The sequence below is a fragment of the Paraburkholderia kururiensis genome, from assembly GCF_034424375.1.
GTDB classification, from domain to species: Bacteria; Pseudomonadota; Gammaproteobacteria; order Burkholderiales; family Burkholderiaceae; genus Paraburkholderia; species Paraburkholderia kururiensis_A.
The window spans coordinates 4,915,407-4,939,943 of the sequence record NZ_CP139965.1 but is presented as its reverse complement, the minus strand read 5'-3'; the positions used below and the strand labels follow the sequence as shown (position 1 = coordinate 4,939,943).

General features: G+C 64.3%; 26 protein-coding genes, 1 tRNA gene and 1 riboswitch. Of the genes, 17 read left to right on the top strand and 10 right to left on the bottom strand.

Annotated features, from left to right (window positions below; translation table 11 throughout):
- Nucleotides 1-35: 35 nt before the first annotated feature.
- Nucleotides 36-1,421, bottom strand: a complete 1,386-nt coding sequence (locus U0042_RS22220) for an MFS transporter (protein WP_114809104.1) — start codon at nucleotides 1,419-1,421, stop codon at nucleotides 36-38.
- Nucleotides 1,422-1,668: 247 nt separating this feature from the next.
- Here U0042_RS22220 and U0042_RS22215 point away from each other — a divergent pair, with 247 nt between their 5' ends.
- The gene (locus tag U0042_RS22215) at nucleotides 1,669-2,499 is read left to right on the top strand and encodes an EAL domain-containing protein (protein WP_114809105.1); all 831 of its coding nucleotides are present in this window, start codon (nucleotides 1,669-1,671) and stop codon (nucleotides 2,497-2,499) included.
- Between the two features lie 110 nt (nucleotides 2,500-2,609).
- Here U0042_RS22215 and U0042_RS22210 read toward each other — a convergent pair whose 3' ends face one another.
- Nucleotides 2,610-3,407: an IclR family transcriptional regulator gene (locus U0042_RS22210; RefSeq protein WP_114809106.1), complete on the bottom strand. Its 798-nt coding sequence runs from the start codon at nucleotides 3,405-3,407 to the stop codon at nucleotides 2,610-2,612.
- A 183-nt stretch (nucleotides 3,408-3,590) separates the two neighbouring features.
- Between U0042_RS22210 and U0042_RS22205 the strand changes: the two genes are divergently transcribed.
- Nucleotides 3,591-4,781 (top strand): acyl-CoA dehydrogenase, encoded by a 1,191-nt coding sequence (locus U0042_RS22205; protein ID WP_114809107.1) that lies wholly within the window; start codon nucleotides 3,591-3,593, stop codon nucleotides 4,779-4,781.
- A gap of 154 nt (nucleotides 4,782-4,935) precedes the next feature.
- Here the strand turns inward: U0042_RS22205 and U0042_RS22200 are convergent, their stop codons facing one another.
- On the bottom strand, nucleotides 4,936-5,574 hold the full coding sequence (locus U0042_RS22200; RefSeq protein ID WP_114809108.1) for a peroxiredoxin: 639 nt from the start codon (nucleotides 5,572-5,574) through the stop codon (nucleotides 4,936-4,938).
- Between the two features lie 325 nt (nucleotides 5,575-5,899).
- On the opposite strand from U0042_RS22200, the gene U0042_RS22195 reads away from it, so the two are divergent.
- The 3 genes from U0042_RS22195 to U0042_RS22185 all read left to right on the top strand — a co-directional run bounded on the left by U0042_RS22195 (nucleotide 5,900) and on the right by U0042_RS22185 (nucleotide 7,355).
- Nucleotides 5,900-6,202, top strand: coding sequence for a DUF883 family protein (locus U0042_RS22195; RefSeq protein WP_114809109.1), 303 nt, complete (start codon nucleotides 5,900-5,902; stop codon nucleotides 6,200-6,202).
- 115 nt (nucleotides 6,203-6,317) lie between these two features.
- A complete protein-coding gene (locus U0042_RS22190; RefSeq protein WP_042299634.1) occupies nucleotides 6,318-6,704 on the top strand; it encodes a phage holin family protein in 387 nt (128 codons plus the stop codon).
- Nucleotides 6,705-6,893: 189 nt separating this feature from the next.
- Nucleotides 6,894-7,355: a DUF3318 domain-containing protein gene (locus U0042_RS22185; protein ID WP_114809110.1), complete on the top strand. Its 462-nt coding sequence runs from the start codon at nucleotides 6,894-6,896 to the stop codon at nucleotides 7,353-7,355.
- A 140-nt stretch (nucleotides 7,356-7,495) separates the two neighbouring features.
- Here U0042_RS22185 and U0042_RS22180 read toward each other — a convergent pair whose 3' ends face one another.
- The 7 genes from U0042_RS22180 to glyA form a co-directional block, all read right to left on the bottom strand.
- On the bottom strand, nucleotides 7,496-7,927 hold the full coding sequence (locus U0042_RS22180; RefSeq protein ID WP_114809499.1) for a type IV pilin protein: 432 nt from the start codon (nucleotides 7,925-7,927) through the stop codon (nucleotides 7,496-7,498).
- An 18-nt stretch (nucleotides 7,928-7,945) separates the two neighbouring features.
- Entirely contained in the window at nucleotides 7,946-8,356 is a 411-nt protein-coding gene (locus U0042_RS22175) for a pilus assembly PilX family protein (protein ID WP_232833220.1), read from the bottom strand.
- A 191-nt stretch (nucleotides 8,357-8,547) separates the two neighbouring features.
- Nucleotides 8,548-9,399 carry a PilW family protein gene (locus tag U0042_RS22170; RefSeq protein ID WP_114809112.1) on the bottom strand — a complete coding sequence of 284 codons (852 nt, stop codon included), beginning with the start codon at nucleotides 9,397-9,399 and terminating at the stop codon, nucleotides 8,548-8,550.
- Between the two features lie 8 nt (nucleotides 9,400-9,407).
- Complete coding sequence (locus U0042_RS22165; RefSeq protein WP_114809113.1) at nucleotides 9,408-9,842, bottom strand: type IV pilus modification PilV family protein; 435 nt, start codon at nucleotides 9,840-9,842, stop codon at nucleotides 9,408-9,410.
- Nucleotides 9,839-10,399, bottom strand: a complete 561-nt coding sequence (locus tag U0042_RS22160) for a GspH/FimT family pseudopilin (protein WP_114809114.1) — start codon at nucleotides 10,397-10,399, stop codon at nucleotides 9,839-9,841. The genes U0042_RS22165 and U0042_RS22160 overlap by 4 nt, the downstream gene beginning before the upstream one ends.
- A gap of 181 nt (nucleotides 10,400-10,580) precedes the next feature.
- A complete protein-coding gene (nrdR, locus tag U0042_RS22155; RefSeq protein WP_042299630.1) occupies nucleotides 10,581-11,072 on the bottom strand; it encodes a transcriptional regulator NrdR in 492 nt (163 codons plus the stop codon).
- Nucleotides 11,073-11,078: 6 nt separating this feature from the next.
- Nucleotides 11,079-12,326 (bottom strand): serine hydroxymethyltransferase, encoded by a 1,248-nt coding sequence (gene glyA / locus U0042_RS22150; RefSeq protein ID WP_114809115.1) that lies wholly within the window; start codon nucleotides 12,324-12,326, stop codon nucleotides 11,079-11,081.
- A gap of 161 nt (nucleotides 12,327-12,487) precedes the next feature.
- Nucleotides 12,488-12,588: riboswitch (ZMP/ZTP riboswitch) on the bottom strand.
- Nucleotides 12,589-12,760: 172 nt separating this feature from the next.
- Between glyA and ydfG the strand changes: the two genes are divergently transcribed.
- From ydfG to U0042_RS22090, 12 genes are all read left to right on the top strand, one after another.
- The gene (gene ydfG / locus U0042_RS22145; RefSeq protein WP_114809116.1) at nucleotides 12,761-13,507 is read left to right on the top strand and encodes a bifunctional NADP-dependent 3-hydroxy acid dehydrogenase/3-hydroxypropionate dehydrogenase YdfG; all 747 of its coding nucleotides are present in this window, start codon (nucleotides 12,761-12,763) and stop codon (nucleotides 13,505-13,507) included.
- A 115-nt stretch (nucleotides 13,508-13,622) separates the two neighbouring features.
- Nucleotides 13,623-14,102 (top strand): tol-pal system-associated acyl-CoA thioesterase, encoded by a 480-nt coding sequence (ybgC, locus tag U0042_RS22140; RefSeq protein WP_114809117.1) that lies wholly within the window; start codon nucleotides 13,623-13,625, stop codon nucleotides 14,100-14,102.
- A 154-nt stretch (nucleotides 14,103-14,256) separates the two neighbouring features.
- Nucleotides 14,257-14,934 (top strand): protein TolQ, encoded by a 678-nt coding sequence (gene tolQ / locus U0042_RS22135; RefSeq protein WP_017772897.1) that lies wholly within the window; start codon nucleotides 14,257-14,259, stop codon nucleotides 14,932-14,934.
- A gap of 16 nt (nucleotides 14,935-14,950) precedes the next feature.
- The gene (gene tolR / locus U0042_RS22130; RefSeq protein WP_017772896.1) at nucleotides 14,951-15,403 is read left to right on the top strand and encodes a protein TolR; all 453 of its coding nucleotides are present in this window, start codon (nucleotides 14,951-14,953) and stop codon (nucleotides 15,401-15,403) included.
- Nucleotides 15,400-16,413, top strand: a complete 1,014-nt coding sequence (gene tolA / locus U0042_RS22125; RefSeq protein WP_114809118.1) for a cell envelope integrity protein TolA — start codon at nucleotides 15,400-15,402, stop codon at nucleotides 16,411-16,413. Before tolR ends, tolA begins: the two co-directional genes overlap by 4 nt.
- Before the next feature lie 109 nt (nucleotides 16,414-16,522).
- Nucleotides 16,523-17,815 carry a Tol-Pal system beta propeller repeat protein TolB gene (gene tolB, locus U0042_RS22120; protein WP_114809119.1) on the top strand — a complete coding sequence of 431 codons (1,293 nt, stop codon included), beginning with the start codon at nucleotides 16,523-16,525 and terminating at the stop codon, nucleotides 17,813-17,815.
- Nucleotides 17,816-17,832: 17 nt separating this feature from the next.
- Complete coding sequence (gene pal, locus U0042_RS22115; protein ID WP_114809120.1) at nucleotides 17,833-18,345, top strand: peptidoglycan-associated lipoprotein Pal; 513 nt, start codon at nucleotides 17,833-17,835, stop codon at nucleotides 18,343-18,345.
- Nucleotides 18,346-18,369: 24 nt separating this feature from the next.
- Nucleotides 18,370-19,119: a tol-pal system protein YbgF gene (gene ybgF / locus U0042_RS22110; RefSeq protein ID WP_114809121.1), complete on the top strand. Its 750-nt coding sequence runs from the start codon at nucleotides 18,370-18,372 to the stop codon at nucleotides 19,117-19,119.
- Between the two features lie 228 nt (nucleotides 19,120-19,347).
- Nucleotides 19,348-19,423, top strand: a tRNA-Lys gene (locus U0042_RS22105).
- A 282-nt stretch (nucleotides 19,424-19,705) separates the two neighbouring features.
- A complete protein-coding gene (locus U0042_RS22100) occupies nucleotides 19,706-20,155 on the top strand; it encodes a hypothetical protein (protein ID WP_114809122.1) in 450 nt (149 codons plus the stop codon).
- Nucleotides 20,156-20,688: 533 nt separating this feature from the next.
- Nucleotides 20,689-22,059, top strand: a complete 1,371-nt coding sequence (locus tag U0042_RS22095) for a UDP-glucose dehydrogenase family protein (protein ID WP_114809123.1) — start codon at nucleotides 20,689-20,691, stop codon at nucleotides 22,057-22,059.
- A gap of 204 nt (nucleotides 22,060-22,263) precedes the next feature.
- The gene (locus tag U0042_RS22090) at nucleotides 22,264-24,504 is read left to right on the top strand and encodes a hypothetical protein (protein ID WP_157977774.1); all 2,241 of its coding nucleotides are present in this window, start codon (nucleotides 22,264-22,266) and stop codon (nucleotides 24,502-24,504) included.
- The last annotated feature ends 33 nt before the right edge of the window (nucleotides 24,505-24,537 follow it).

Below are 24,537 nucleotides of genomic sequence, written 5' to 3'. Positions count from 1 at the left end.
TGGAACGATGAAAACTGAGACGAGATGAGTGCGCGTTACGCGGGATCCACGACGGCACCGGCGCCGGTGCGCGACAAGCCGGCGAGCACGACCACGAGCAGCGCCGAGCACACCACGGGCACGGCCGCGGCATGGAACAACGCCGCGTTGGACCAGTTGAGCGCAATCAGTTGCCCGCCCACGAGCGGCCCGATCACCGAGCCCACGCGGCCAATGCCGAGGCTCCAGCCGATGCCCGTGGAGCGCAGCGTGGTGGGGTAATAGTGACCGGCGAGCGCGTTGACGGCGGGCTGTCCGCCCACCACGCAGAAGCCGCCCGCGAACACGGCAACAAGCAGCCACGGCAGCATGTGCGCCACGCTGCCGATCGCGCCCACGAACACCGCGGCACCCGCGAAGCACGCGAGCAGCACGCGCACGAAACCGAACCGCTCGATGAACCAGCCGAGCAGCAGCGTGCCGATCACGCCGCCCGTCTGCAGCACGGTGCCGACGATCACCGCCGTCGCAGGCGTGTAGCCCGCGGCGCGCATCACCGTGGGAAGCCAGTTCGAGAGGAAGTACAGGTCGATCAGGTTCATGAAGCTGATGCCCCAGAGGATCAGCGTCACGGGCGCGCGGCCGGCGCGAAAGAGCTCGGCCACGGGGGCGCCGGCATCGGCCTTCTCGCGCACGACAAGGCGCGTCGCATCGGACACGGCGAGCGTCGGGTCGAACTTCGCGAGCCAGCGGCGGGCGCGCGCCAGATGGCCCTTGAGCACGAGGAATTGCAGCGACTCCGGCAGCACCGCGATCATCGCAGCAGCCAGCAGCAGCGGCACGAAGCCGCCCACCCAGAACACTGCGCGCCAGCCGTAGGCGGGAATCAGCGCGGCGCTCACGAAGCCGCCCAACGCTGCGCCCACCGTGAAGCCGCAGGAGACCAGCATCATCCGCTTCACGCGATGTGCCGGCGTGGAGAACTCGCCCACCAGCGCCATTGCGTTCGGCATGATGCAGCCGAGGCCAAGCCCGGTCACGAAGCGCAGCACCATGAGCTGGGCAATCGTGGACACGAACGGCGTGGCGAGCATGGCGGCGGCGAAGAACGCCGTGGCGCCGATCAGCACCGGACGCCGCCCGATACGGTCCGCCAGCACGGAAAGCGCGAGCGCGCCCAGCAGCATGCCGAAGAGACTCGCACTGAAGACCGGCCCCAACGCCGCCTTCGACACGTGCCATTCCCCGATCACGCTGGGCGCCACGTAGCCCATGGCTTGCGCGTCGAAGCCGTCGATCACGAGGCACAGCCCGCACAGCACGAGCAGCAAGACCTGGAAGCCCGGGCGATGCGCTTGCGCGAGCACGCGCTCCACGTCGAGCGTGGCGGCCGCGGCCTGCGATGGGCGCGGCGGAGGGAAAGGGTCGTGGGTGGCGGTCATGAGTGCGTCTCCTCGCTTATAGGGTCTCCCGGTGCGCCGATGTGTCGCAGCCGAAGAATTTACGCATGGTAAAACGAATTACGATTAGTGAAATCAACGTAAACCCTGGCCTGCGCCTGCAAGGCAGCGGCACCGATATGGATATGACCAATCTGTCCATGTGCCGCGAGCGCAGACTGCTACCATCCACGCATAAAGCGGCCCGACCTGCGCGGCCCGACGGCGCCTCAAGCGCACACTCATCACGATGATTGCCCTCACCACCTCAGAACTTGTCGCCCGTGCGGCGGAGCACCCATTCCTCGGCGAGCACCTCGCCATGGGCACCGGCGCGCAGCAGGGACACGCGGTCGCGCACTTCGGCGGCGTGGAGATCGGCAGCGCCTACGAGCCCATCTTCGATATCAGCGTGCATGGGCTCGCGCAGTCGCTGTCGTCCGAGCCGGAGAGCGCCGAGCGGTTCGGCGACGAACTGGGCTTTCAGGCCATCACCCGGCGCACAGACGGCGAGCGGCCTGAGCCGTTCGAGCCGCTCGACTACGCCACCGACGACCAGCAGCTCGTCGCGCTCGACCGCATGGCGCGCGCGATGCACGCCATCAATTTCTTCGGCGCGCAGCAACACGGGCTGCTGTTTCTGCGCGTGCACGAGCGGCTATTGAAGAGCGTGAAGTACGACCACGGGCGGCACTTTTCGACCGTGCTCATCTCGTTCGGACTGAATCCGGCGCGCGTGGTGATCGAGCTGCCGCCCGCGGCCGTGGCGCACAAGACGTTTCTCGGCTATCTCACGAAGAGCTATCAGCTTTACGGGTTCAAGGTGGCGGGCAATCTGCCGAACGCGGGGCAGATCCTCTCGGTATCCGACATGGCGCGCCTCGACTTCATCAAGATGGACGCGGGCGCGGCGTTGCGCGATTCGATGGTGAAGCCGCTGGTGGGCTACGCGGGGAGGCTGCGCATTCCGCTCATCTTCAGCGGCGTGCGCGATGCTGCGCAGTTCGATCTGCTCCAGCAATACGACGTGCGCTTCGTACAGGGACCGCTTTTCGCGCTGCACAGCGACCGGGCGGCTTGAACGGGGGACCTGAGCGGGCGATGTGAGCCGGCGACCCTGAACGGGCGCGTCGGGTTCTTCGGTTTCTTTCCTGTGATTGGTCTGCGTTTCAGGCGGACGTGGCCGGTGCATCAGACCGTCGCGCCGAGTTTTCGCGCGAGTGCTTTGAGCTTTGGCGCAACCCGCGAGCGAAACACCTCCTCGTCCATCGACGATGCCGGTCCGCTGCAGCTCAGCACGAGCAGGCGGCCGTCGCGCGGCTCGCGCAAGGGCACCGCGACGGCGTTGACGTCGTCGTGCCAGTCGCGAAACGAATAGCAGCAGCCCTCGCCCGCAAACGCGTCGATCTCGCGCTGCGCCGCCGCGACCTGCGCCGCGCCGCCCCTGCCCGCCGCCTTCTTCAACTCCGCGAGCAACGATGCCCGCACGTCCTCCGGTTGCACGGCGAGATACGCGCGACCCATGGAACTCGTCAGCATGGAGAGCCGCGAGCCCGGCGCAAGCCCGAGCGTAAGCGCCGTTTCGCTGCGGATGGTGTCGAGATAGATCATGTCGAGACCATCGCGGCAGCCCAGCGACACCGCCGCGCCCACCTCGCGCGCGAAGGTACGCATGTGCGGCCGCGCGAGTTCGAGCGTGTCCGTGCCCGAGAGCAGCGCGAAGCCGAGCGAAAGCACGCCGGCATCCAGCGCGTACTTGCCCAGCGCCTCGTCGAAACGCAGATAGCCGAGCGCCGTCAGCGTGTAGGCGAGGCGGTTGACCGTGGCTTTGGGCAGCCCCGTGCGTTCCACGAAATCGCGATTGCCGAGCAGCGTCTCGCCCGGACGGAACGCGCGCAGCAGATCGAGCCCGCGGGCGAGTGCGACGACGAACTTGCGCTCGTCGATGGCAGTGGAATCGGATGCGGTAATGTCGGACGAGCTGGACATGGCGGCGAACGGTGGAGGGCTGGGTGCGATGAATGTGTGGGCTGCGGGAACACCGGTCCGGCAGCCCGGGATAGCTGCACAGGCCGCACAACGCGTGTACACTGAGCGCTGATTTGCAAAACATTGTTCCGCATAGCGGAACATCAGTCAAGCACGATTCCAGCCAGATCGAGGAGAGACGTCATGGCCGATACCGCCCGGTTCCACTGGGACGACCCGCTGCTCATCGACCAGCAGCTCACAGAAGACGAGCGCATGGTGCGCGACGCCGCGCAAGCCTACGCGCAGGACAAGCTCGCGCCGCGCGTGCTCGAAGCCTTCCGCCACGAACGCACCGACGCCGGCATCTTCCGCGAGATGGGCGAACTGGGTCTGCTCGGTCCGACCATTCCCGAGCAGTACGGCGGCCCCGGCCTCAACTACGTGAGCTACGGGCTGATCGCGCGCGAGGTGGAGCGCGTCGATTCGGGCTACCGGTCGATGATGTCGGTGCAATCGTCGCTCGTGATGGTGCCGATCTTCGAATTCGGCTCGGATGCGCAAAAGCAAAAGTACTTGCCGAAGCTCGCCACGGGCGAATGGATCGGCTGCTTCGGGCTGACCGAGCCGAACCACGGCTCCGACCCGGGCAGCATGGTGACGCGCGCGAAGAAGGTGGACGGCGGCTTCTCGCTCTCGGGTGCGAAGATGTGGATCACCAATTCGCCGATCGCGGACGTGTTCGTGGTCTGGGCGAAGCTCGAGGAAGACGGCCAGGACACCATTCGCGGCTTCATCCTGGAGAAAGGCTGGAAGGGCCTTTCGTCGCCGCCCATCCACGGCAAGGTGGGGCTGCGAGCGTCGATCACGGGCGAAATCGTGATGGACGAAGTCTTCGTGCCGCAGGAAAACATGCTGCCCAACGTGAGCGGACTGCGCGGCCCGTTCACGTGCCTCAATTCGGCTCGCTATGGCATTGCGTGGGGCGCGCTGGGCGCCGCGGAATCGTGCTGGCACACGGCGCGGCAATACGTCCTGGACCGCAAGCAGTTCGGGCGTCCGCTCGCCGCCAATCAACTGGTCCAGAAGAAACTCGCCGACATGCAGACCGAAATCACGCTCGGCCTGCAAGGCGTGCTGCGCCTGGGTCGCATGAAGGACGAAGGTACGGCGGCCGTGGAAATCACTTCGATCATGAAGCGCAATTCATGCGGCAAGGCGCTCGACATCGCGCGGCTCGCGCGCGACATGCTGGGCGGCAACGGCATCTCGGATGAATTCGGCGTGGCGCGGCATCTGGTGAATCTGGAGGTCGTGAATACGTACGAAGGCACGCACGACATTCACGCGCTGATTCTTGGCCGCGCGCAGACGGGCATTCAGGCGTTTTTCTGATGAACTGATCGCGCGTCCGGACGCGTGTTCGAGAGATGGGATCGCTCGTGTGGGGGGTGCGGCCTCGCGGCCGACACGTCGTTGGCAGCAGCATGAAAAAAGCCACGCCGGTTCGCCGGCGTGGCTTTTTCGTTGTGGCGCGCAGCGTTGCCGCTTACTTGTTCGGCTGCGGCGTCAGGCGAAGGTACGGACGCAGCGCCTTGTAGCCCTTCGGGAACTTCTGCTTGATCACGTCCGGGTCCTGCAGCGACGGCACGATCACCACGTCTTCGCCCTGCTTCCAGTTGCCGGGCGTAGCAACCTGGTAGTTGTCGGTGAGTTGCAGCGAGTCGATAACGCGCAGCACTTCGTCGAAGTTGCGGCCCGTGCTGGCCGGATAGGTGATGATGAGCCGCACCTTCTTCTTCGGATCGATCACGAAGAGCGAACGCACCGTGAGCGTTTCGTTCGCGTTCGGATGAATCATGTCGTAGAGCTGCGAGACCTTGCGATCGCCGTCGGCCAGAATCGGGAAGCCGACGCTGGCGGCCTGGGTCTCGTTGATGTCCTTGATCCAGTCTTTGTGCGACTGGACGTTGTCGACGGAGAGCGCAATCGTCTTCACATTGCGCTTCTCGAATTCGCTGGCGAGTTTCGCGGTCAGGCCCAGTTCCGTCGTGCACACCGGCGTGAAGTCGGCGGGATGCGAGAACAGCACGCCCCAGCTATCGCCCAGCCACTCATGAAACTTGACGCGGCCAATGGTCGAATCCTGTTCAAAATCGGGCGCGATGTCGCCAAGACGTAGACTCATGATGCGGCTCCTTGAAGGGTTCGGGCCCGCCCAGGAATCTCTGGCCGGGCTGACAAATTTACAGCATACGAGCAGAGGCCTGCACCACGAACAAACATCGCGTCACTACTTTATGAGATTTTGTAATTTCGGGCACGATGGTGGAAACTTTGCGGGACAGATCCACTCCGTCATGGGATCATCGACGATCAACGGTGGCCCGTGCAGCCGGCAGCGGCAGGAACGGATCGTGCGTCGCCCCGGGGCACGTGCCGCGCGGCTTGCTCGCCACCGCCCGTTTCTTTGACTACGATTCATGCGTAGCGTGACCCGAAGGGAGCTGTCAATGTCAGAAGTCAACAAGGAGAGACTGATGTCGGATATCAAAACTGTTCTCGCGGACGCTGAAGACCTGCTGAAGCAGGCCGCGAGCGCCACCGGCGAGCGAGCCTCCGAACTGCGCGAGACCGCGCTCACGCGTCTGAAACAGGCGAAGGAAAAAGCCGCGGACGTCCAGGTCGTGGTCATCGAGAAAGGCAAGAAAGCGGCCCGCGCCACCGACGACTACGTGCACGAACATCCGTGGACCTCGATCGGTATCGCGGCCGGCGTCGGCGTGCTGCTCGGCCTGCTGATCAACCGCAAGTAACGCACGGCGTGGCCGCCGGAGTTCCGCTTCCGGTGTGCCGCCGCCCTCCCGTGCCGGCCGTTTGCGCGCCGGTCCGCATCTTCTCGCGCCCAGACGCGCGCAACGCACTCTCGCCATGACGACAGATACTCAATCGCAACGTGCGGGTCACGGTCCGGTGCGCCGCATAGTCGGCTCCATATTTTCGATCCTGCATACGCGGCTCGAGCTCATCAGTATCGAGCTGGCCGAGGAGAAGGATCGCCTGCTCGGCGTGCTGTTTCTCGGACTCGCCGCGATGATGCTGGCCACGATGGCCTTGATCGCCCTCACTGCGCTGGTGGCCATCGCATTCTGGGACACCTGGCGATGGCAGGCGCTGGCCGCGATTACGGCGGTGTACGCGCTGGCCGCATTGTTCTGTGCGCTTAAGGCACGCAATGGGTTGCGCAACGCGCCGCTCGTCTTCGAATCCACCCTCGCCGAGTTCGAGAAGGACCGCGAGTTGTTCAGGAAAGACTGAGGGCGGATGAATGGGCGCGCGTCGGCCTTCATGTGCCGCCCATGTGTTTGCGCCGATGTATTGCCTCCGTATGTTGCGTTCATGCGTTGTACCCGTAGTTGCCGGACCGCCGTCTTGTCAGTCGTCTGAACCGGTGACCGGGTCCGCTGCCGAATCCGTTGCCTCAACCCTTTTGCCTCAGCCCTCGCCATGAGCCAGAACCGAACGGACACCGCCTTCCGTCCCAAACGCCCTCCGCCGAAGGACCTCGCCGCGCCGCAACTTCGGGCATTGCGTAAAGAACTGCTGCTCGTGCGAGCCGACGTAGAGCGCATGGAACTCGCCGAAGCAACGTTCGAACTGAAACAGGCCGTGACGCATTTCCGCTGGCTGCGCTTCCTCTTGCCGATGTTCGGGCAAGGCGGCGCGAGGAGCGCGAGCATCGGCCTGCTGCTGAAAGACCATCCGCTTGTCGGCTCGCTGCTCTCGCTGTTGCTCGCCAAGCCGCTTCGCGCTGGCCTCGTCAAAGGGGCAAAGCCAGCGCTCAAGTGGGGCGCCGTCGCGCTGGGTGCGTGGGAAGCATTCCGCATCTGGCGGCAGGTCCAGGCGGAAAAGCGTGAAGCCGAGGAGTCCGCCGACGCTGCGGACGGTGGCATGGGCATAAGCGAATAACCTGCCTCCGGGCCGACGCCACACTGTGCGAATGAGCTTCACAGATGTAGGTGCGCACTGCGTTCCCTGCCGCTGTTCGCCGGCGCAGGAAGATGCCGGCACCGCACCGCTTCTTGCCCACGCTCCTTTGTATGGCCGCGTCATCTGGCGCTCCAGCAGTCATCGGTAGCGGTCGCGCCTGTTACGGGGCCGCCGCGATTCCATCGGCGGCCCGTTGCCTCCAGCACGAATGTGCCGCACGCATCGCCGTGCATAGGCCCCGCCTCCGTGGGTTCCGCTTCGATCGCATAGCCTCCATTGGTGTTGTCGGCGGCCAGCAGACGAATCTTGTAGATCGCGGCGCCGGATAACGGCGCCTGGTCGAAACCGGCCGGCAGTTCCTGAATGCTGCCCGGTGCCGCTGCTTCGACGAACTGTGCCGCGCGATATAACGCCGCCGTCGCGTCGACCCGATGTGCTCTTGCCACCTGGCCTCGGTACGAGGGGATCGCGAATGCGGCAAGCACCCCGGCAATTGCCAACGCGATGGCAAGTTCGAGCAACGTGAAGGCGCGTTCTGCGTTCGGTCTCATCTCGCTCATTTCCTCCGCTCAAAACGGCCGCGCCGCAATACGCCGCCAGTGCCGCGCCACGTGGCTGTCCTCGATCACGACTTGCAGTTGCAGCCACACTTGGGTCTCGCGCGTTGCACCAAATCCCCTCGCCGTGACGACGAACGCCTCGGCCCGCGGACGCGCAGCGATAAGCCATGCTTCGACGGCACACTGCGGCGGCGCGATAGATCCGGGCCACTGTGGAACGGGCGCGAACGCATTGGCCTCGAACCACGGTTCGCTCTGCCAGTTTTGCGGCTCGCTTTGCGCGAGGCTGGCTACGGACGCCGCATCGACAGCGGGCCTGCGGCTCGAAACGAGCGTTCTGGCGCAAAGCGTGAGCACTGCGTCCGCGGCATGAAATGCCTGGAGATGATCCTCGACCGCGTTCACTTGCCGTGAAGACATCAACGACATCTCAAGCCACGCCGCGGATGAAACGAGCATGGTCGAGATCATCACGAGTACGACGGGCAGCACGGCGCCCCGCTTTGCCCTGTTCCTGACGGAGCTGCAAATTCTCGCTGCGGTGTGAGCCGAAAGCGAGAGCTTCGCAAATCGCGTTTGCCGATGCAGGCACGGCGCGCCATGGCTATTCGTCATGGCGATTCCACCTGGCTATTGCGAACCGCGACGTAACGTGAAAAGGTGGTCCGCGCTCTGCCGTCAGTGGGCGAAACCGGGATGCCATCGCAATCCACATAGCGCACGTGGCGTCCGGTAGCAGTGCCGCGCACCTGCACGCACAGGTCCACGCCCACCACGCGGCTCCACTGATCGCGAGCCACAGCCGACGCGTCGACCGCGTACTGCACGCCGGCAATCCAATAGCGAAGGCGCAGACGTTCCACGCCCTCCACTAGAGGCTGGGCAACGCCAGGTCTTCCCGCCCCTTCGCAATAGAGCTCAGGCTCGCCGGTCGAACCGCTTGTCTTCGCGTAGTAGCGGTTGACGATGGTGGCCGAGCCGGCGTCCAGTGCGCCCCCTGACTCCGCAACGGACTGGCCCAGACAGTCGGTCGGCTGACCGGTCGCCGAAGGCCACGTCGATACCGCGTCGCCGACGTAGTGCAAGGCGAGGCCGTCCGATCGCGCATTTCCCGCCAGCGTTTCGCAGGCGGGAGCGTCGTCGGGGCCGACGGGCCGCGCACCGGCACAACCGAATAGCGGCATGAGCGCCGGGGCGGCAAACACGGTGGCCGGAGCGAAGCCCGCCATCTGTATCTGGTCGCCGATCAGCACGAGTGCGGCCATGCCGGCCTCGCGCATGCGCTCCTGGTCAGCCGCTGCGGTGAACGCAGCGCGCTGGGACCGATAGAGCGTGACGGTGCCCATCGTGACCACGAGTCCGAGCGCGATGGCGATCGTGAGTTCGAGCAACGTGTGGCCAGTGGGACACCTCTTCGTAGGGACCTTGGCAAAGCCGCGAACGTGGCCGTCGGTACAGCACATGGGTGCCCTCATTGCGCAAACGCGATGGCCACGCATTCCATACTCGACGGCGCCGGAACGTCGCCGCACGAAGCGGCAGGATCGACGATCTCGCCAGCGGCCGACGCGCTTCGCACAGCCGGCCACGCCACCATCGCCACGGACGCATTGCCGCGCGACAGAACAGACACCGCCGCTCCTGACGCGACGTCGGCACCGCGACGCTTCCATTCCCCAGTCACGTCTGCGTTGACCGCGTCCGATACATCGAACGCGTGCATCGATTCCGCCACCGCATCGGCGACGAGGGCCGCACGCTCATGTACTTCGGAGGCGTGCGCGTGGCGCGCGATCCATAGCTGCGTTGCCATGAGCCCGAGTGCCGTGACGGCAGTGAGCGCGACGGCGAGCATGACTTCGATCAGCGACGTTCCGCGGTTGAGTGCGTATCGAACCGGCTTCATGACGATGCTCCGCACGCGCCCTCGGTCATCCGCGCCCGCCCGCCGGCCGCGATGCGAATGCAGCGCCGCCAACGGTTGCCGCTCGTTGCGGGCGACGTAGGCCGCGGCGCAAGTTCGAAGTTACGCAAGCTGCCGATCGCCTGCCCGGCCGGCGGAGTAAACGCAATCGCGGTCAGTGCGCCGCTCACGCTCACGGAGGGCAAGCCGGACTGAATGCGAAGCGCCGACGTTGCGCCAGCTTGCGCCACGGTCACGGCCCATCCACACGACCAGTCAGCCGCGCCTGACGGACAAGCCGCACCTGCGGCAAGACAGTTGCCCGCGCTGTCCGCGCGGCAAACCGTGACGCGTGCGCCGCGGCGCACCGCTTCGCTACGTGCGTATGCAAACGTGCCGAGCAGGACGCGGGCACGCGCGTCGACCTGATCGCGCGCGCGCCACGCCGTGATACCGGGCGTCGCGGCAACGGCAAGCACAGCGAGCAATGCCACGACGACAAGCGTTTCTGTCAGCGTGAAGCCGCGCGACCAGGGAAAGTAAGTGATGTACCGATTCATCTGCAGTCCCCACAAAAAAAGATGCAGTGAATCTAACGGCAGGCAGGTACACGCCACAATCGGCCGAACGGCCAGGTGGCAGGCGGGCGACCGACGCACAACAATGTGTGCTCATGCCGGTAACGCCAGTCGATGTCGGGAAGGAAAGGAGGAGGAACTGCGTATGAGGAAGGAAGAAAAGTCAGCGCTTGCGGGCAGGTTTGTCCGGCGCGGCCGGGCCTGCCATCCGGCGAAACTCCTCGATCACGTCTTCGAATTCGGACACGTCCTCGAAGCGCCGGTACACCGAAGCAAAGCGCACGAACGCGACCTTGTCGAGCTCGCGCAGCTCGTTCATCACGAGCTCGCCCAGCCGCTCGCTGCGCACTTCGCGTTCGCCGCTGCCGAGCAACTGGTATTCGATACGCGCCACAGCGGCGTCGATGGCGTCTGCGGAGACCGGGCGCTTGCGCAGGGCCAGCTTCATGCTGGCCACGATCTTGCGCCGGTCGAATTCAGTGCGGCTGCCGTCCTTCTTCACCACCGCCGGCATCGCCAGCTCGACGCGCTCATACGTCGTAAAACGTTTGTCGCAGGCCGAGCAGCGGCGGCGACGGCGAATGGCAGCGCCGTCTTCGGACACGCGGGAATCGATCACCTGCGTGTCTTCATGACGGCAGAAGGGGCAGCGCATGACCGATCAGCGGTAGACGGGAAAGCGTTTGGTCAGCTCGGCGACCTGAGCGCGCACGCGCTCGATCGTGGCCGCGTCTTCCGGATTGTCCAGCACGTCGGCAATCAGATTGCCCACCTGCTCGGCTTCCTTTGCGCCAAAACCGCGGGTGGTCATGGCCGGCGAACCGAGGCGGATGCCGCTCGTCACGAACGGCTTTTCCGGGTCGTTCGGAATCGCGTTCTTGTTCACCGTGATGTGCGCCGCACCCAGCACCGCCTCCGCGGCCTTGCCCGTGATGTGCTTCGGACGCAGGTCCACCAGCATCACGTGGCTTTCCGTACGGCCCGACACGATGCGCAGACCGCGCTTCACGAGCGTTTCGGCAAGCACGCGGGCGTTTTCCACGACCTGCTGCTGATATGCCTTGAACGAGGGCGACAGCGCTTCCTTGAATGCCACGGCCTTGGCGGCGATGACGTGCATCAGCGGACCGCCCTGGATGCCGGGGAAAATTGCGGAGTTGATGACCTTCTCGTATTCGGCCTTCATCAGGATCACGCCGCCGCGCGGTCCGCGCAGGCTCTTGTGCGTGGTGGTGGTGACGAAGTCGGCATGCGGCACGGGATTCGGATAGACACCCGCGGCAACGAGGCCGGCATAGTGCGCCATGTCCACCATGAGCCATGCGCCTACGCTCTTTGCGATCTTCGCAAGACGTTCGAAGTCGATACGCAGAGCAAATGCCGATGCGCCGGCCACGATCAGCTTGGGCTTGTGCTCGTTGGCGAGCTTTTCGGCAGCGTCGTAGTCGATGTCTTCCGCTTCATTCAGGCCGTAGCTCACGACGTTGAACCACTTGCCCGACATGTTGACGGGCGAGCCGTGCGTGAGGTGGCCGCCGTGCGCGAGGCTCATGCCCATGATCGTGTCGCCCGGCTTCAGCATGGCGAAGAACACGCCCTGATTGGCCTGGGAACCCGAATTTGGCTGCACGTTCGCAGCTTCGGCGCCGAAGAGCTGCTTCACACGGTCGATCGCAAGCTGCTCCACGATGTCCACGTACTCGCAACCGCCGTAGTAACGCTTGCCGGGATAGCCTTCCGCGTACTTGTTCGTCAGTTGCGAACCTTGAGCGGCCATCACCGCCGGGCTCGTGTAGTTTTCCGACGCGATCAGTTCAATGTGGTCTTCCTGACGGCGGTTTTCCTGTTCGATCGCCGCCCAGACTTCGGGATCGACGTTGGCGATGGTGCTTTCGGCTCTGTCAAACATACGGGTTCCGTTAAGTGTGTTCAGGTTGACCGGATTTCGCGCGAAACGCGTAGCGGGTACGCGGCGCTGCTGGCGGAGGAGCCAGCCTTGACGTGGCGGATGAAGAGGTGCCGCACACGAGGCAGGACAGCCACCGGCAGCGCATACATCGGCGCGCGGATCACGGCTGCCCAGGCGAACGGCAAAACGGCTCCCTGCGCTTCACGGTGGGTCGTTCCACCTTGAACCCAGAAGGGTTCTATCGCCAGTCACGCAGGGTCGAGCGCGTTAGTTTATTGGAAGCGTCGGCAATAGGCAACCGAGGGCAGCCGCGCGCCGCGGCCGGGCCGTGACCGCGGCCGCACCACGCCCGACGTGGCCTTTATTGCCGCAGCGCGGCATTGGAAGTAGGCTTTGGCCTTCCTTAATTCGTCCGATATCGACGAGGAGCAGCCATGATCGTGTTCGTTACCGGGGCGTCCGCAGGATTCGGCGCCGCCATCGCCCGCGCCTTTGTGAAAGGCGGTCACCGCGTGGTGGCCGCCGCACGCCGCAGAGACCGTCTCGACGCCCTGTCGGCCGAACTGGGCGACAAGCTCCTGCCGTTCGAACTCGACGTGCGCGACAGCGCAGCGGTCGCGGCTGCGCCGGCCGCCCTGCCGCCCGAGTTCGCCGCAGTCGACGTGCTCGTCAACAACGCCGGCCTCGCGCTGGGGCTCGAGCCGGCGCAGCGCGCCCTGCTCGACGACTGGCAAACCATGATCGACACCAACTGCACGGGCCTCGTCCACGTGACGCGCGCCTTTCTGCCCGGCATGGTCGAGCGCAACTGCGGGCACGTATTCAATCTCGGTTCCGTGGCAGGCAGCTGGCCTTATCCCGGCGGCAACGTGTACGGCGCCACGAAAGCCTTCGTGCGCCAGTTCAGCCTGAACCTGCGTGCAGATCTCGCGGGTACAGCGGTACGCGTCACCGACATCGAGCCGGGCCTGTGCGGCGGCACGGAATTCTCGAACGTGCGCTTTCGCGGCGACGACGAGAAGGCCGCCACCGTCTACAAGGACGTGCAACCGCTCACGCCGGAAGACATCGCGGACTCGATCTACTGGATCGCAACGCGGCCGGCCCACGTGAACATCAACACGATCGAGCTGATGCCGGTCGCCCAGTCGTTCGCCGGGCTCACCATTCATCGCGGATAAGGCAAGAGGATCCAACGTGGAGGCATGTCACTGTCCGGGGCGCTCTCGCAGGCGCAAAAGCGGTATCCCGGGCGGTTTGCAGCGAAAAAGCAACATGCCTCTTCGTTCCGGTAGAATGCGCGGCATGAATATGTCGACCAGCCAGTCCGGTACAGGGACGGGTTTTATGTGGCCGATCCGCGTGTACTACGAAGACACGGACGCGGGCGGCATCGTGTTCTACGCGAATTACCTGAAGTTTTTCGAGCGAGCCCGCACCGAGTGGCTGCGCGCATGTGGCGTGGACCAGCACAGGCTCGCCGAAGAAACCGGCGCGCTTTTCATCGTACGTAGTACCGCCGTCGACTACCGGGCACCGGCCCGGCTGGACGACGTCATCACGACCTTGAGCCGTGTCGGGCGAATCGGCCGCGCATCGGTCGACTTCGCGCAGGAAGCATGGCGCGACGGCGCGCTGCTCGCTACGGGCAGCATCCGCGTGGGTTGCGTGGACAGCGCGACCCTGCGCCCAACCGCGATTCCTCCGCGTGTGCTCGACGCGCTGCGGCGCGGACCATCAAAAAGCATGGCCGGTTCGTCAACGGTTAACGCTTGAGCACCGTTGTTACGACGCCAGTGAACTCGTATCGGTCAAACCATCCGGAGCCATGCTGGACAAGGCTTTCAGCGCAGCTTCCGGTTGGCCGACAGAATGCTTTGGGACGCCTTGCACCCGGACGCCCCTCTGGGGAACGCCAAAACGAACCTCTATGAACACTACACAAGATCTCTCGATCATTTCCCTCGTTCTCAACGCGAGTCTGCTGGCGCAAGCAGTGATGGGACTGCTCCTGTTGCTGTCGCTGATGTCGTGGACGTTCATCTTCCGCAAGTGGTTCGCGATTCGCCGGGCGCGCGCGCAAACCGAACGCTTCGAACGCGATTTCTGGTCGGGCGGCGACCTGCAGGCCTTGTATCAGAGCGCGGCGAACAACCGTCACACCATCGGCGCGCTCGAACGCATTTTCGAGTCCGGCATGCGCGAGTTTCTGAAAGGCAAGGAAAAGCGGCTCAACGACCCGGGCGCGATTCTCGACGGCGCTCGCCGCGCGATGCGCGCCGCGTTCCAGCGTGAAATGGATGCGCTCGAAGCCAATCTCGCGTTCCTCGCTTCCGTGGGCTCGGTGAGTCCGTACATCGGTCTTTTCGGTACGGTGTGGGGGATCATGAACGCGTTCCGCGGTCTCGCCAACGTGCAGCAGGCCACGCTCGCGAACGTCGCGCCGGGCATTGCGGAGGCGCTCACGGCGACGGCCATCGGCCTCTTCGCGGCCATTCCGGCCGTGGTGGCCTATAACCGCTACGCGCACGACATCGACCGGCTGGCGATCCGCTTCGAGACCTTCATCGAAGAGTTCTCGAACATTTTGCAGCGCCAGGCGCACTAAGCATCAGGAGTCCACGATGGCCGGTTCAACCCCCGTTCGTTCCAGCATGCGTGGCGGCCGCCAGCGCCGCGCGATGTCCGACATCAACGTCGTGCCGTACATCGACGTGATGCTGGTGCTGCTCGTGATCTTCATGGTGACCGCGCCGCTCGTCGCGCCCTCCATCGTGAACCTGCCCACCGTCGGCGGCGCCGCTCCGCAGCAGCAGACGCCGCCCGTCGTCGTCAACATTCGCGCGGACGGCAACATGAGCGTGCGCTACAAGGACGACAGCGGCGCCACGCAGCAGGAAAACATGGCGCGCGCCGACCTGAACAGCTTCATCGTGGATCGCGAACAGTCGCATCCCGATCAGCCCGTCGTGATCGCCGCCGACAAGACCGTCAAGTACGAAGCCGTCATGAACGTGATGTCCGACCTCAAGGCTCGCGGCGTCAAACGCGTCGGACTGCTCGTCAAATCGCAATGATCCGCAGGACTTCCAGCTATCCGCTCCGCCCCCCGCGCGAACGCGGCACGGGGCGAGCGTTCCTGCTCGCTTTGTTGATGCACGTGTTGCTCGGGTTCTTCCTGTACCACGGCATCCACTGGCAGAACAGCACGCCGGCCGGCGCCGAAGCGGAGCTGTGGACCGAAGTGCCGAACCTCTCGGCGCCGCAGCCCGCGCCGCCGCCTCCTGCGCCCGCCACGCCGGCACCGCCCGTGCGAGACGAAGAAGCCGACATCGCGTTGCAGGAAAAGAAGCGCAAGCAGGAAGAGGCAGCACGCGCGGCACAACTGGCCGAACAGCAACGCTTGAAACTGCAGCAACAGCAGGAGGCCGAAGCACGGCGCCAGCAGCAGCTCGCAGCCGAACAGGCCGCGCAACTCGCCGCGCAGAAGGCCGCAAAACTCAAGCAGCAGCAGGAACAGCAGGCACAGCAAGCCGCTGAAAAGCTCAAGCAACAGCAGCTCGCGGAACAGAAGAAGCAGCAGCAACTCGAGCAGCAGAAGATCGAACAACAAAAGCAGGCGCAAGCCGAGGCGCAGAAGCAGGCCGCGGCAGCCAAGGCTGCGCAGGCAAAGGCGCAGGCCGAAGCACAGGCGAAGAAGCTCGACCAGGAGCGGCGTGCGCGCATTGCACAGATGCAGGGCATGGCCGGTGGCGGCAGCAGTGACAGCGGCAACGGCCTCGCCAAAAGCGGCACTGGCAGCGGCGCAGGCGGGACGGCCGCGTCGCCCGGCTACGCCGAGAAGGTGCAGCGGCGTGTGCGTCCGAATGTCGTATGGTCGGGCGAAACACAGGGACTGGAAACCATGGTGGCGGTACGGTGCGCGCCGACGGGCACGCTGCTCTCCGCGACCATTACGCGCAGCAGCGGGAACGCCCAGTGGGACGACGCCGCGTTGCGGGCCGTCCAGCGCTCGGACCCGATGCCGCTCGATACGAACGGCAAGACGCCGGCAAGCTTTACGATTACCCTGCGGCCGGCCGGCTAGCGTTCCAAAGGCCGCGCGGCACAGCAGGAAGCGGGAACGATTCTGGCTACTGCCGGTCTCTTTGCTGTTACAAAGTGTTGAGAATTGACTTTTCGGGAAGCGACACAGCATGAGTTTGATGACGAAGCCTGGCCTGCGGACCCTTTTCGCGTCGTGCCTCATTGCCGCCTGCGGCGCCGCTCACGCGCAGCTCAATGTCCTCGTGACGGGCGTCGGCTCCACGCAGTTTCCGATCGCCACGGCGAACTTCGCCAATGAAGCGAGCGCGCCGCAGCAGGTGAGCACGATCATCCGGCAAGATCTGCAACGCAGCGGCAAATTCAGCAACATCGACGCGGGAAGCGCGCCCGTCTCGGAAACCGACTCGGTCGATCTGGGTGCGTGGAAGGCCAAAGGCGCCGACGCGTTCGTGTCGGGCAGCGTCAACCGCCTGCCGAACGGTCAGTACGAAGTGCGCTTCCGCCTGTACGACACGGTCAAGCAGCAAAGCCTTGGCGGCCTCGTTCTCGTGAGCCCCGAAAGCGGCCTCAGAATGAGCGCCCACAAGGTGGCGGACTACATCTACGACAAGCTGCTCGGCACACGGGGCGTGTTCGCCACGCGGCTGTCGTACGTGATCAAGGCGGGCAACCGTTATCAGCTGCAGATTTCCGACTCCGACGGCCAGGACGCGCACATCGCGCTCTCCAGCCCCGAACCCATCATCTCGCCGGCATGGTCGCCGGACGGCACCAAGGTCGCGTACGTCTCCTTCGAAAAGAAGAAGCCGATCGTCTATATCCATGACCTGCCCACGGGGCGTCGCATCATCGTGTCCGACCAGAAGGGCAACAACAGCGCGCCCGCCTGGTCGCCGGATGGTCGCACGCTCGCCGTCGCCCTTTCGCGCACCGGCAACACGCAGATCTTCGCCGTCAACGCCGACGGCACCGGCCTGCGCCGCCTCACGCAAAGCAGCGCGATCGACACCGAACCCACCTTCTCGCCCGACGGCAAGTGGATCTATTTCACGAGCGATCGCGGCGGCCAGCCGCAGATCTATCGCATGCCGGCCCAAGGTGAAAGCGCAGGCGCGGCACAGCGCGTGACCTTCACCGGCAACTACAACACCAGCCCTCGCGTCAGCCCCGACGGCAAACAGCTCGCGTACATCTCGCGCGTGGGCGGCGCATTCAAGCTGTATGTTCAGGACCTCGATTCCGGTACGGCCACAGGCCTGACCGACACAGTGCACGACGAATCGCCCAGCTTTGCGGCGAACGGTCAGTACATTCTTTACGCCACACAGGTGAACGGCCGTGGCGTGCTGGCGGCAGTCTCGACCGATGGTCGTGTCCGCCAGGTGTTGTCCGTTCCGGGCGGCAGCGTACGCGAGCCGTCCTGGGGTCCTTTCATGCAATGACACTTAGGAGAGCAACAATGATGTCGAACAAGTTCCGCTTGGGTCTGGCCGTACTGATGATTGGTGCACTGGCTGCCTGTAAGTCCACGCCGCCCGTCAATGCCAACGCGAACCAGGGTGCCGTAAGCAGCACGCAGCCGAACCCGAACGCGGTCGCACCGGTGACGGTCGATGAGCTGAACAACCCGAACAGCCCGCTCGCGAAGCGCAGCGTCTACTTCGACTTCGACAGCTATTCGGTGAAGGACGAGTATCAGCCGCTCCTGCAACAGCACGCGCAGTACCTGAAGACGCATCCGCAGCGCCACGTCCTGATCCAGGGCAACACCGACGAACGCGGCACGAGCGAGTACAACCTGGCGCTCGGCCAGAAGCGTGCTGAAGCCGTGCGTCGTTCGCTGTCGCTGCTCGGCGTGCCCGACTCGCAGATGGAAGCCGTGAGCCTCGGCAAGGAGAAGCCGGTTGCACTGGGTCACGACGAAGCATCGTGGTCGCAGAACCGCCGCGCCGATCTCGTGTACCAACAGTAACGAACGCATGGGATGAAGGGGCGTATGTCACACCGTATCTCCTGGCTGCGGTTCGCCGCGGCAGCCTCCGTCGCCGGCGCCGCTTTCGCGGCGGCACCGGCGCATGCTGGCCTCTTCGACGACAACGAAGCGCGTCAGGCCATCCTCGACCTGCGCGCCAAGACCGATAACCTGACCAGCCAACTGTCCGCGGCACAACGCACGATCCTCGATCAGTCCAACCGTCTCGACCAGCTCAACCAGCAGGTGGCGACGTTGCGCGGACAGAACGAGGACCTCGCGAACCAGTTGTCCATCCTGCAGAAGCAGGAGAAGGACTACTACACGGACCTCGACACGCGACTCAAGAAGTTCGAGCCGCAGCAGCAGACCGTCGATGGCGTGCAGGGAATCGTGCAGCCCGGCGAAACGGACGCGTTCAACGCCGCCTCGCAGCAGTTCCGCAACGGCGACTTCAAGAACGCGGCAGCATCGTTCCGCAGTTTCATCGCGAAGTACCCGCAGAGCCCCTATCAGCCAAGCGCGCAGTACTGGCTCGGCAATGCGCTCTATGCGCTCAGGGACTACAAGGGATCGACGACCACGTGGGACGGCGTCGTGAAGAACTACCCGCAGAGTCCGCGCGCGCCCGAAGCGCTGCTCGCCATCGCGAACAATCAGCTCGAGCAGGGCCAGAAAGCGGCGGCCCGCAAGACGCTCGAACAGATCCTCGCGCAGTACGGCAGCTCCAGCGTCGCGCAGTCGGCACAAAGCAGGCTTTCGCAGATCAAATAACAAGGCAGTAGCACTGCCACACAACGCAACGCGCACTGCATCACAACGCTACGCGCGCCTCTCGACGAAGAGCCCGGAACACAGTGTGTTCCGGGCTTTTTCGTATCCGCTTTTCTGTGCGCGTGTTTGCCGCGCGTTTGCCGTAAGGCGCATCCCTTCCGGGCGGCATCCCAGCGTCGCTGGCGGATTGACAGCCTCCGGGCACGCCGGTACAATCCCGCTTCTTTCGGGTCGTTAGCTCAGCTGGTAGAGCAGCGGACTTTTAATCCGTTGGTCACTGGTTCGAATCCAGTACGGCCTACCAGAAAATTAAGCAAAAAGCCCAGCCTGCACGGCTGGGCTTTTTGCTTTCTGGATTTCGTGCAGGCATTTTGAGGTTCGCATCGATCATCAACGGCGAATCCATATCGCGGTCAGCTGCACGCCGGGCAGCATAACGACCACCGCCTCGGATTCCGGCCTGCTTTCGCCAGGCGCGATGCTCCATGCACCGAGTCTCGGGCGGTCAGCATGATGACCGCCACCATCGGCACGATCCAAGCTCAGGCCTGCACAAGAAGTTTCGCTTCGCCATGATGGCAAACAAGTGACTTCGTCGGTGCTCGACATCACGCTCACACCCGGAGACCGCGGCTTTGCAACCGCGTTCCTCACCAGTCTGGACAGCACGACGCTTTCCACGTCCACACAACTTCTGCTGACCTTGCCTGGCGCGACGACGGGCACCGTCGGCGGCGTGCCGCAACGATTGAAGTCGATGGCCCTCACGGGTACATGGAAGACCCTACCGTCCGCGGACGACACAAAGCCTTCCGCGAGTCTCTACGACGTTCCCGGCCCGACGCAGATGGAACGCGTGGCGGCGACGATCGGCTTGAGGATTCCCGCGCGCCGCGTTTCCATCACGGGCCTCGACATGCGAGGCGAACGCGTGTTCGCCGTTCCGTATCGCCGGAACGGCTCGACCATCAGCTTCGACGTCAATCGCAACACGCAGCCTTTCGCGGCAAGCTACCGGATAACGGTCGAGCGGTAGCCGCTTCATGCACCGCGCCACGCGTGCGCCGCTGGTCGAATAAAGAAAAAGCCTTGGCGCCATCCGCCACGACTTTCTGCACAAGGGCCGCTTCGTGAACAATGCGAACGTATTGCGCAAGGAAAGGCCGCGACGTCCTCGCGCGCCTGTGCGAATCGCCTTCGGAACGTTTGCCACGATATGACCACGACAACCAGGGCACTGCGTCGCGCGAGCGCGACCGGAGAACGCGTGCACACAGCAGACAAGCTGCTGTTCGGCGGCTACCGCGTGGTGCGTCCTGCCCTGCCCGCACGCACCACGCTACATCACGCCACGCGGTGATCCTGCTGCGCAGCGTGTGCCAGGCAGCGCCAGGTAGCCCGCTGCCGATGTCCAAAACCGCGAATATCTGGTCGTCTGACGCCAGCTTCAACTCATTGCGCCGGCATGAGTCAATCATGCAGTCCTGCCGTCGAAGAAACGCGCTGAGATCTTTCTCAGAACGTCCGGCGAACATTGCTTGAACCCGCTTGAACCTTCTACCCAGAGCCATGAAAGTCACGATCGTTGGAACAGGATACGTTGGACTCGTCACCGGGGCGTGCCTCGCGGAACTCGGCAATCAGGTGCTCTGCCTCGATGTCGATGCCTCGAAAATAGAACTCTTGAATAGCGGCGCCGTGCCTATCTACGAGCCCGGCCTCGCCGACGTCATCGCGCGCAATCGCGACGCGGGACGCCTGCGCTTTTCGACCGATATCGCGCAGGCCGTCGCGCACGGCGACATCCAGTTCATCGCCGTGGGCACGCCGCCGGACGAAGACGGCTCCGCCGATCTTCAATACGTGCTGGAGGCTGCGCGTAACATCGGCCGTCACATGACGTCGTTCAAGGTCGTCATCGACAAGTCGACCGTGCCTGTCGGCACCGCCGACAAGGTGCGCGGCGCCATCGCGGAAGAACTGGCGCGCCGCGGCGAGCACGCGGAATTCGCCGTAATCTCCAACCCCGAATTCCTCAAGGAAGGCGCCGCGGTGGAGGACTTCATGCGGCCCGACCGCATCGTGATCGGCTACGAGCCGGACGTTCCGGGGCTGCGCGCCAAGAGCCTCGTGGACCAGTTGTACGCGCCGTTCAACCGCAATCATCAACGCACGCTGCACATGGACGTGCGTTCCGCCGAGTTCACGAAGTACGCGGCGAACGCGATGCTCGCCACGCGCATCTCGTTCATCAACGAGCTCGCCAACCTCGCGGATCGCGTGGGCGCCGACATCGAGCAGGTGCGGCGTGGCATCGGCTCCGACCCGCGCATCGGCTACAGCTTTCTCTATGCGGGCTGCGGCTACGGCGGCTCGTGCTTTCCCAAAGACGTGCAGGCGCTCGTACGCACCGCCGCCGAGTACGACATGCAGCTCGACGTGCTCACGTCGGTGGAGCGCGTCAACGAGCGTCAAAAAAGCATGCTGTTCGACAAGATCCGTCGGCACTACGACGACCGGCTCGCGGGTCTGCGTTTCGCCGTCTGGGGTCTCGCATTCAAGCCGAACACCGACGACATGCGCGCGGCGACCAGCCGCGTGCTGATTGCCGACCTCGTTCGATCGGGGGCCGCGGTGAACGTCTACGATCCCGTTGCGCTGGAGGAAGCGCGTCGCGTGCTCGCGGACGATCTGGGCCCGGATCTTTTCGAGCACGTCCATTTCTGTCGCGAGCGCGACGCTGCGCTGCTTCACGCCGACGCGCTCGTGATCCTCACCGAATGGAAGGAGTTCCGCAGCCCGGACTTCGAGCAGATGCGAAGCGCGCTTGCACAGCCCGTGGTGTTCGACGGACGCAATCTCTACGAGCCCGCGGTCATGCGCGAAAATGATTGGCGCTACTACACGATCGGACGGGACAAGGCGAGTGCTGCTGTGTGAGCGGCGGCGGGGTGGCGCCGTTGGCGGTGCTACGGTCGAACATCGCCGGGCGCGGCGCCTGGTCGTCTCGCCGCAAAAACGCGCGCCACGTCGATTGCGCGAAGTTCACCTTGCTCCCAGCCACTTTGTCCGATTCGACAGCGACAGTGTCGGAATACGCCATTGCGGCTGTCATACGCTACGGGCACGATGGAACTTGCCAACATGCCTATGTCCAGGAAGCATCGCCCGACGCTCGAATTCGCGTTTCCGGTGAAGCGGCGCGCCCGCGCCGCTCTCCGGAGCTTGATTCTCGTGCTGCTATTCCTTTCAAGTGAATGGAGCTTCGCAGCACAGCCATCGTTTTTCCGCTTCGGCATTCCGCAGATCGCATCGGCTTCAATTGCCGACTTTGGTTCGCTCAATACCCCGCTGCAAACCGGCGACCGGCTGAAAGCGTGCGGCCCCGTGCTGTGTACAGTCAGCTCGCCCACGTCGGTACGGCTCTTTGGCGTCAATCTGCTGTTCGGTGCCGCGTTGCCCGACGCCGAACAGGCCGCGCAACTCGCACGGCATTTGCGCGCGCTGGGTGTCAACCTGGTTCGCCTGCATGGGCTCGACTCTCTCTCATCGGCGGGTGGCACCGGACCCATCGGCCTGCTCACATCCGGCCCGTTTCCCACACTCGACGAGCAAGCTGTCGATCGACTGCGTGACTTCCTCGAGCAACTGCGGGAAAACGGCATTTACGCCGACATCAATCTCCACGTCTCCTATCAGTTCCGGCCGGCGATCGATCATACGCAAGCGCTACCGAGCGGCGGACCGTGGCCGAATCAGTCCAAGCCCCTGCTATTGATCGACGAAACGGCGATCGCACTCCAGGCTCGCTACGCGCAAATGCTGCTCGAGCGTCTGCGCGGCGCGGGCGAGCCGGCGCTGGCACTGGTCGAGATCAACAACGAAAGCTCACTGGTCTATCACTGGATGGACGGCACGCTCAAGCGTCTGGTGACCGGTCGGCTTCAGGCCACGCTGGTTGCCGAGTGGCGCCGATACTGCGAGGCGCACGGCGTCGCGCGCTGCGCCGAGGACAACGGCATCGTTCCACTCAATACAGCCGACTCATCGAAGGCCGCGGCGTTCCTGCGTTTCCTCAGCGAAAAAGACAAGCGATACGTCGACACGGTCGCGGCCGCGGTGAAACACGTCAATCCCGATCTGCTGGTGATTGGCTCGCAGATGAATTTCGGCAGTCTCGCCAATTTCCGCTCTTTCTCTGCGATGGACGTGCTCGACGATCACTTCTACGTGGACCAATATCAGTTCCCGCGCGGCATGTGGCGTTGGGACAACTGGCAGATCACCGACCGCTCAAACATCGCGACGGGTCTTGTGCCCCTGCTCGGCGCAGCCTTCTATCGGTCGTTCGACAAGCCTTTCCTGATTACCGAGTTCAATCAGCCATGGCCGAACCGTCAGTCGTCGGAGATATTGCCGGAGACGGTCGCGTTTGCGAGTCTCCAGGACTGGAGCGGCCTCGTTTTCCACGATTATGCGCAGACGCGCGACGCCTACACCGCTGACTCACCGCTCGAGTTCAGTCTTGTCGGAGACGCCACGAAGCTGGTCCAATTCGGCCAGGCCGCGTGGATCTATCGCACCGGCGCCATTGCGCGACTGGATGCCGTCATGTCATATGGCATGGACGACGCCCTGATCCTCGACGCCACGCGAGCGAGAACAACCGATGGACTCGCCGCACTTCTCGAACAACACGGCGTCATCAACGCATCGAGCCCATTCTCGGCACGCGTGGGCTACGCCGCTGACGCGCAGGCCACTCAAACGACCGCTCCCGCGACCGAAGCGCGCGCGCGTTTCGATCTTCGTGCGCGGCACGTCGTCATTAACGCGCCCGGTGTCGAAGGCGTGACCGGCTATCTGCAACCGGGTCAGCGCTACGACTACGGCACATTTCAGATCAAGCTCGATCCCGCCGCGCGCGGCTTCATCTCGCTCACGCTTTCGGCTCGCGACAATCGCGAGATTCGACAATCGCGATCGCTGCTTCTCACCGTACCCGGCTATACAGTGGGTTCGGCCATGTCGAGCCGAGGTCCCGTCCCGTTGGATCTCTCGGGCACGTCGGCGCCGCTCGACTATTCGCTCAAGCACGTATTCGAAGCGCCGTCGCCACGCTGGACGCTGTTCGCACCGGCCACCCACGAGATCATCAGTCTTCGTGCGGTCAAACCGCCGGTGTGGATGGAGCGGGTGCCGTGCACGCTCACCTTTTCTTCCAGTGCCGCATCGCTTCGCGTCTACCCGCTCGACGCAAACGGACATCGTCTTGCCGCGCTCGAGCCGCGCTTCGTCAGAAAAACGCGCGACGGCTTTGCGATCGACCTGCAAGCCCCGGGGCAAGCGCCCTCTCCATGGTTCGAGCTTTCCGCGTCGGACTGACGCGACACAAAGCGCTCTTCAGGAACGACCTCT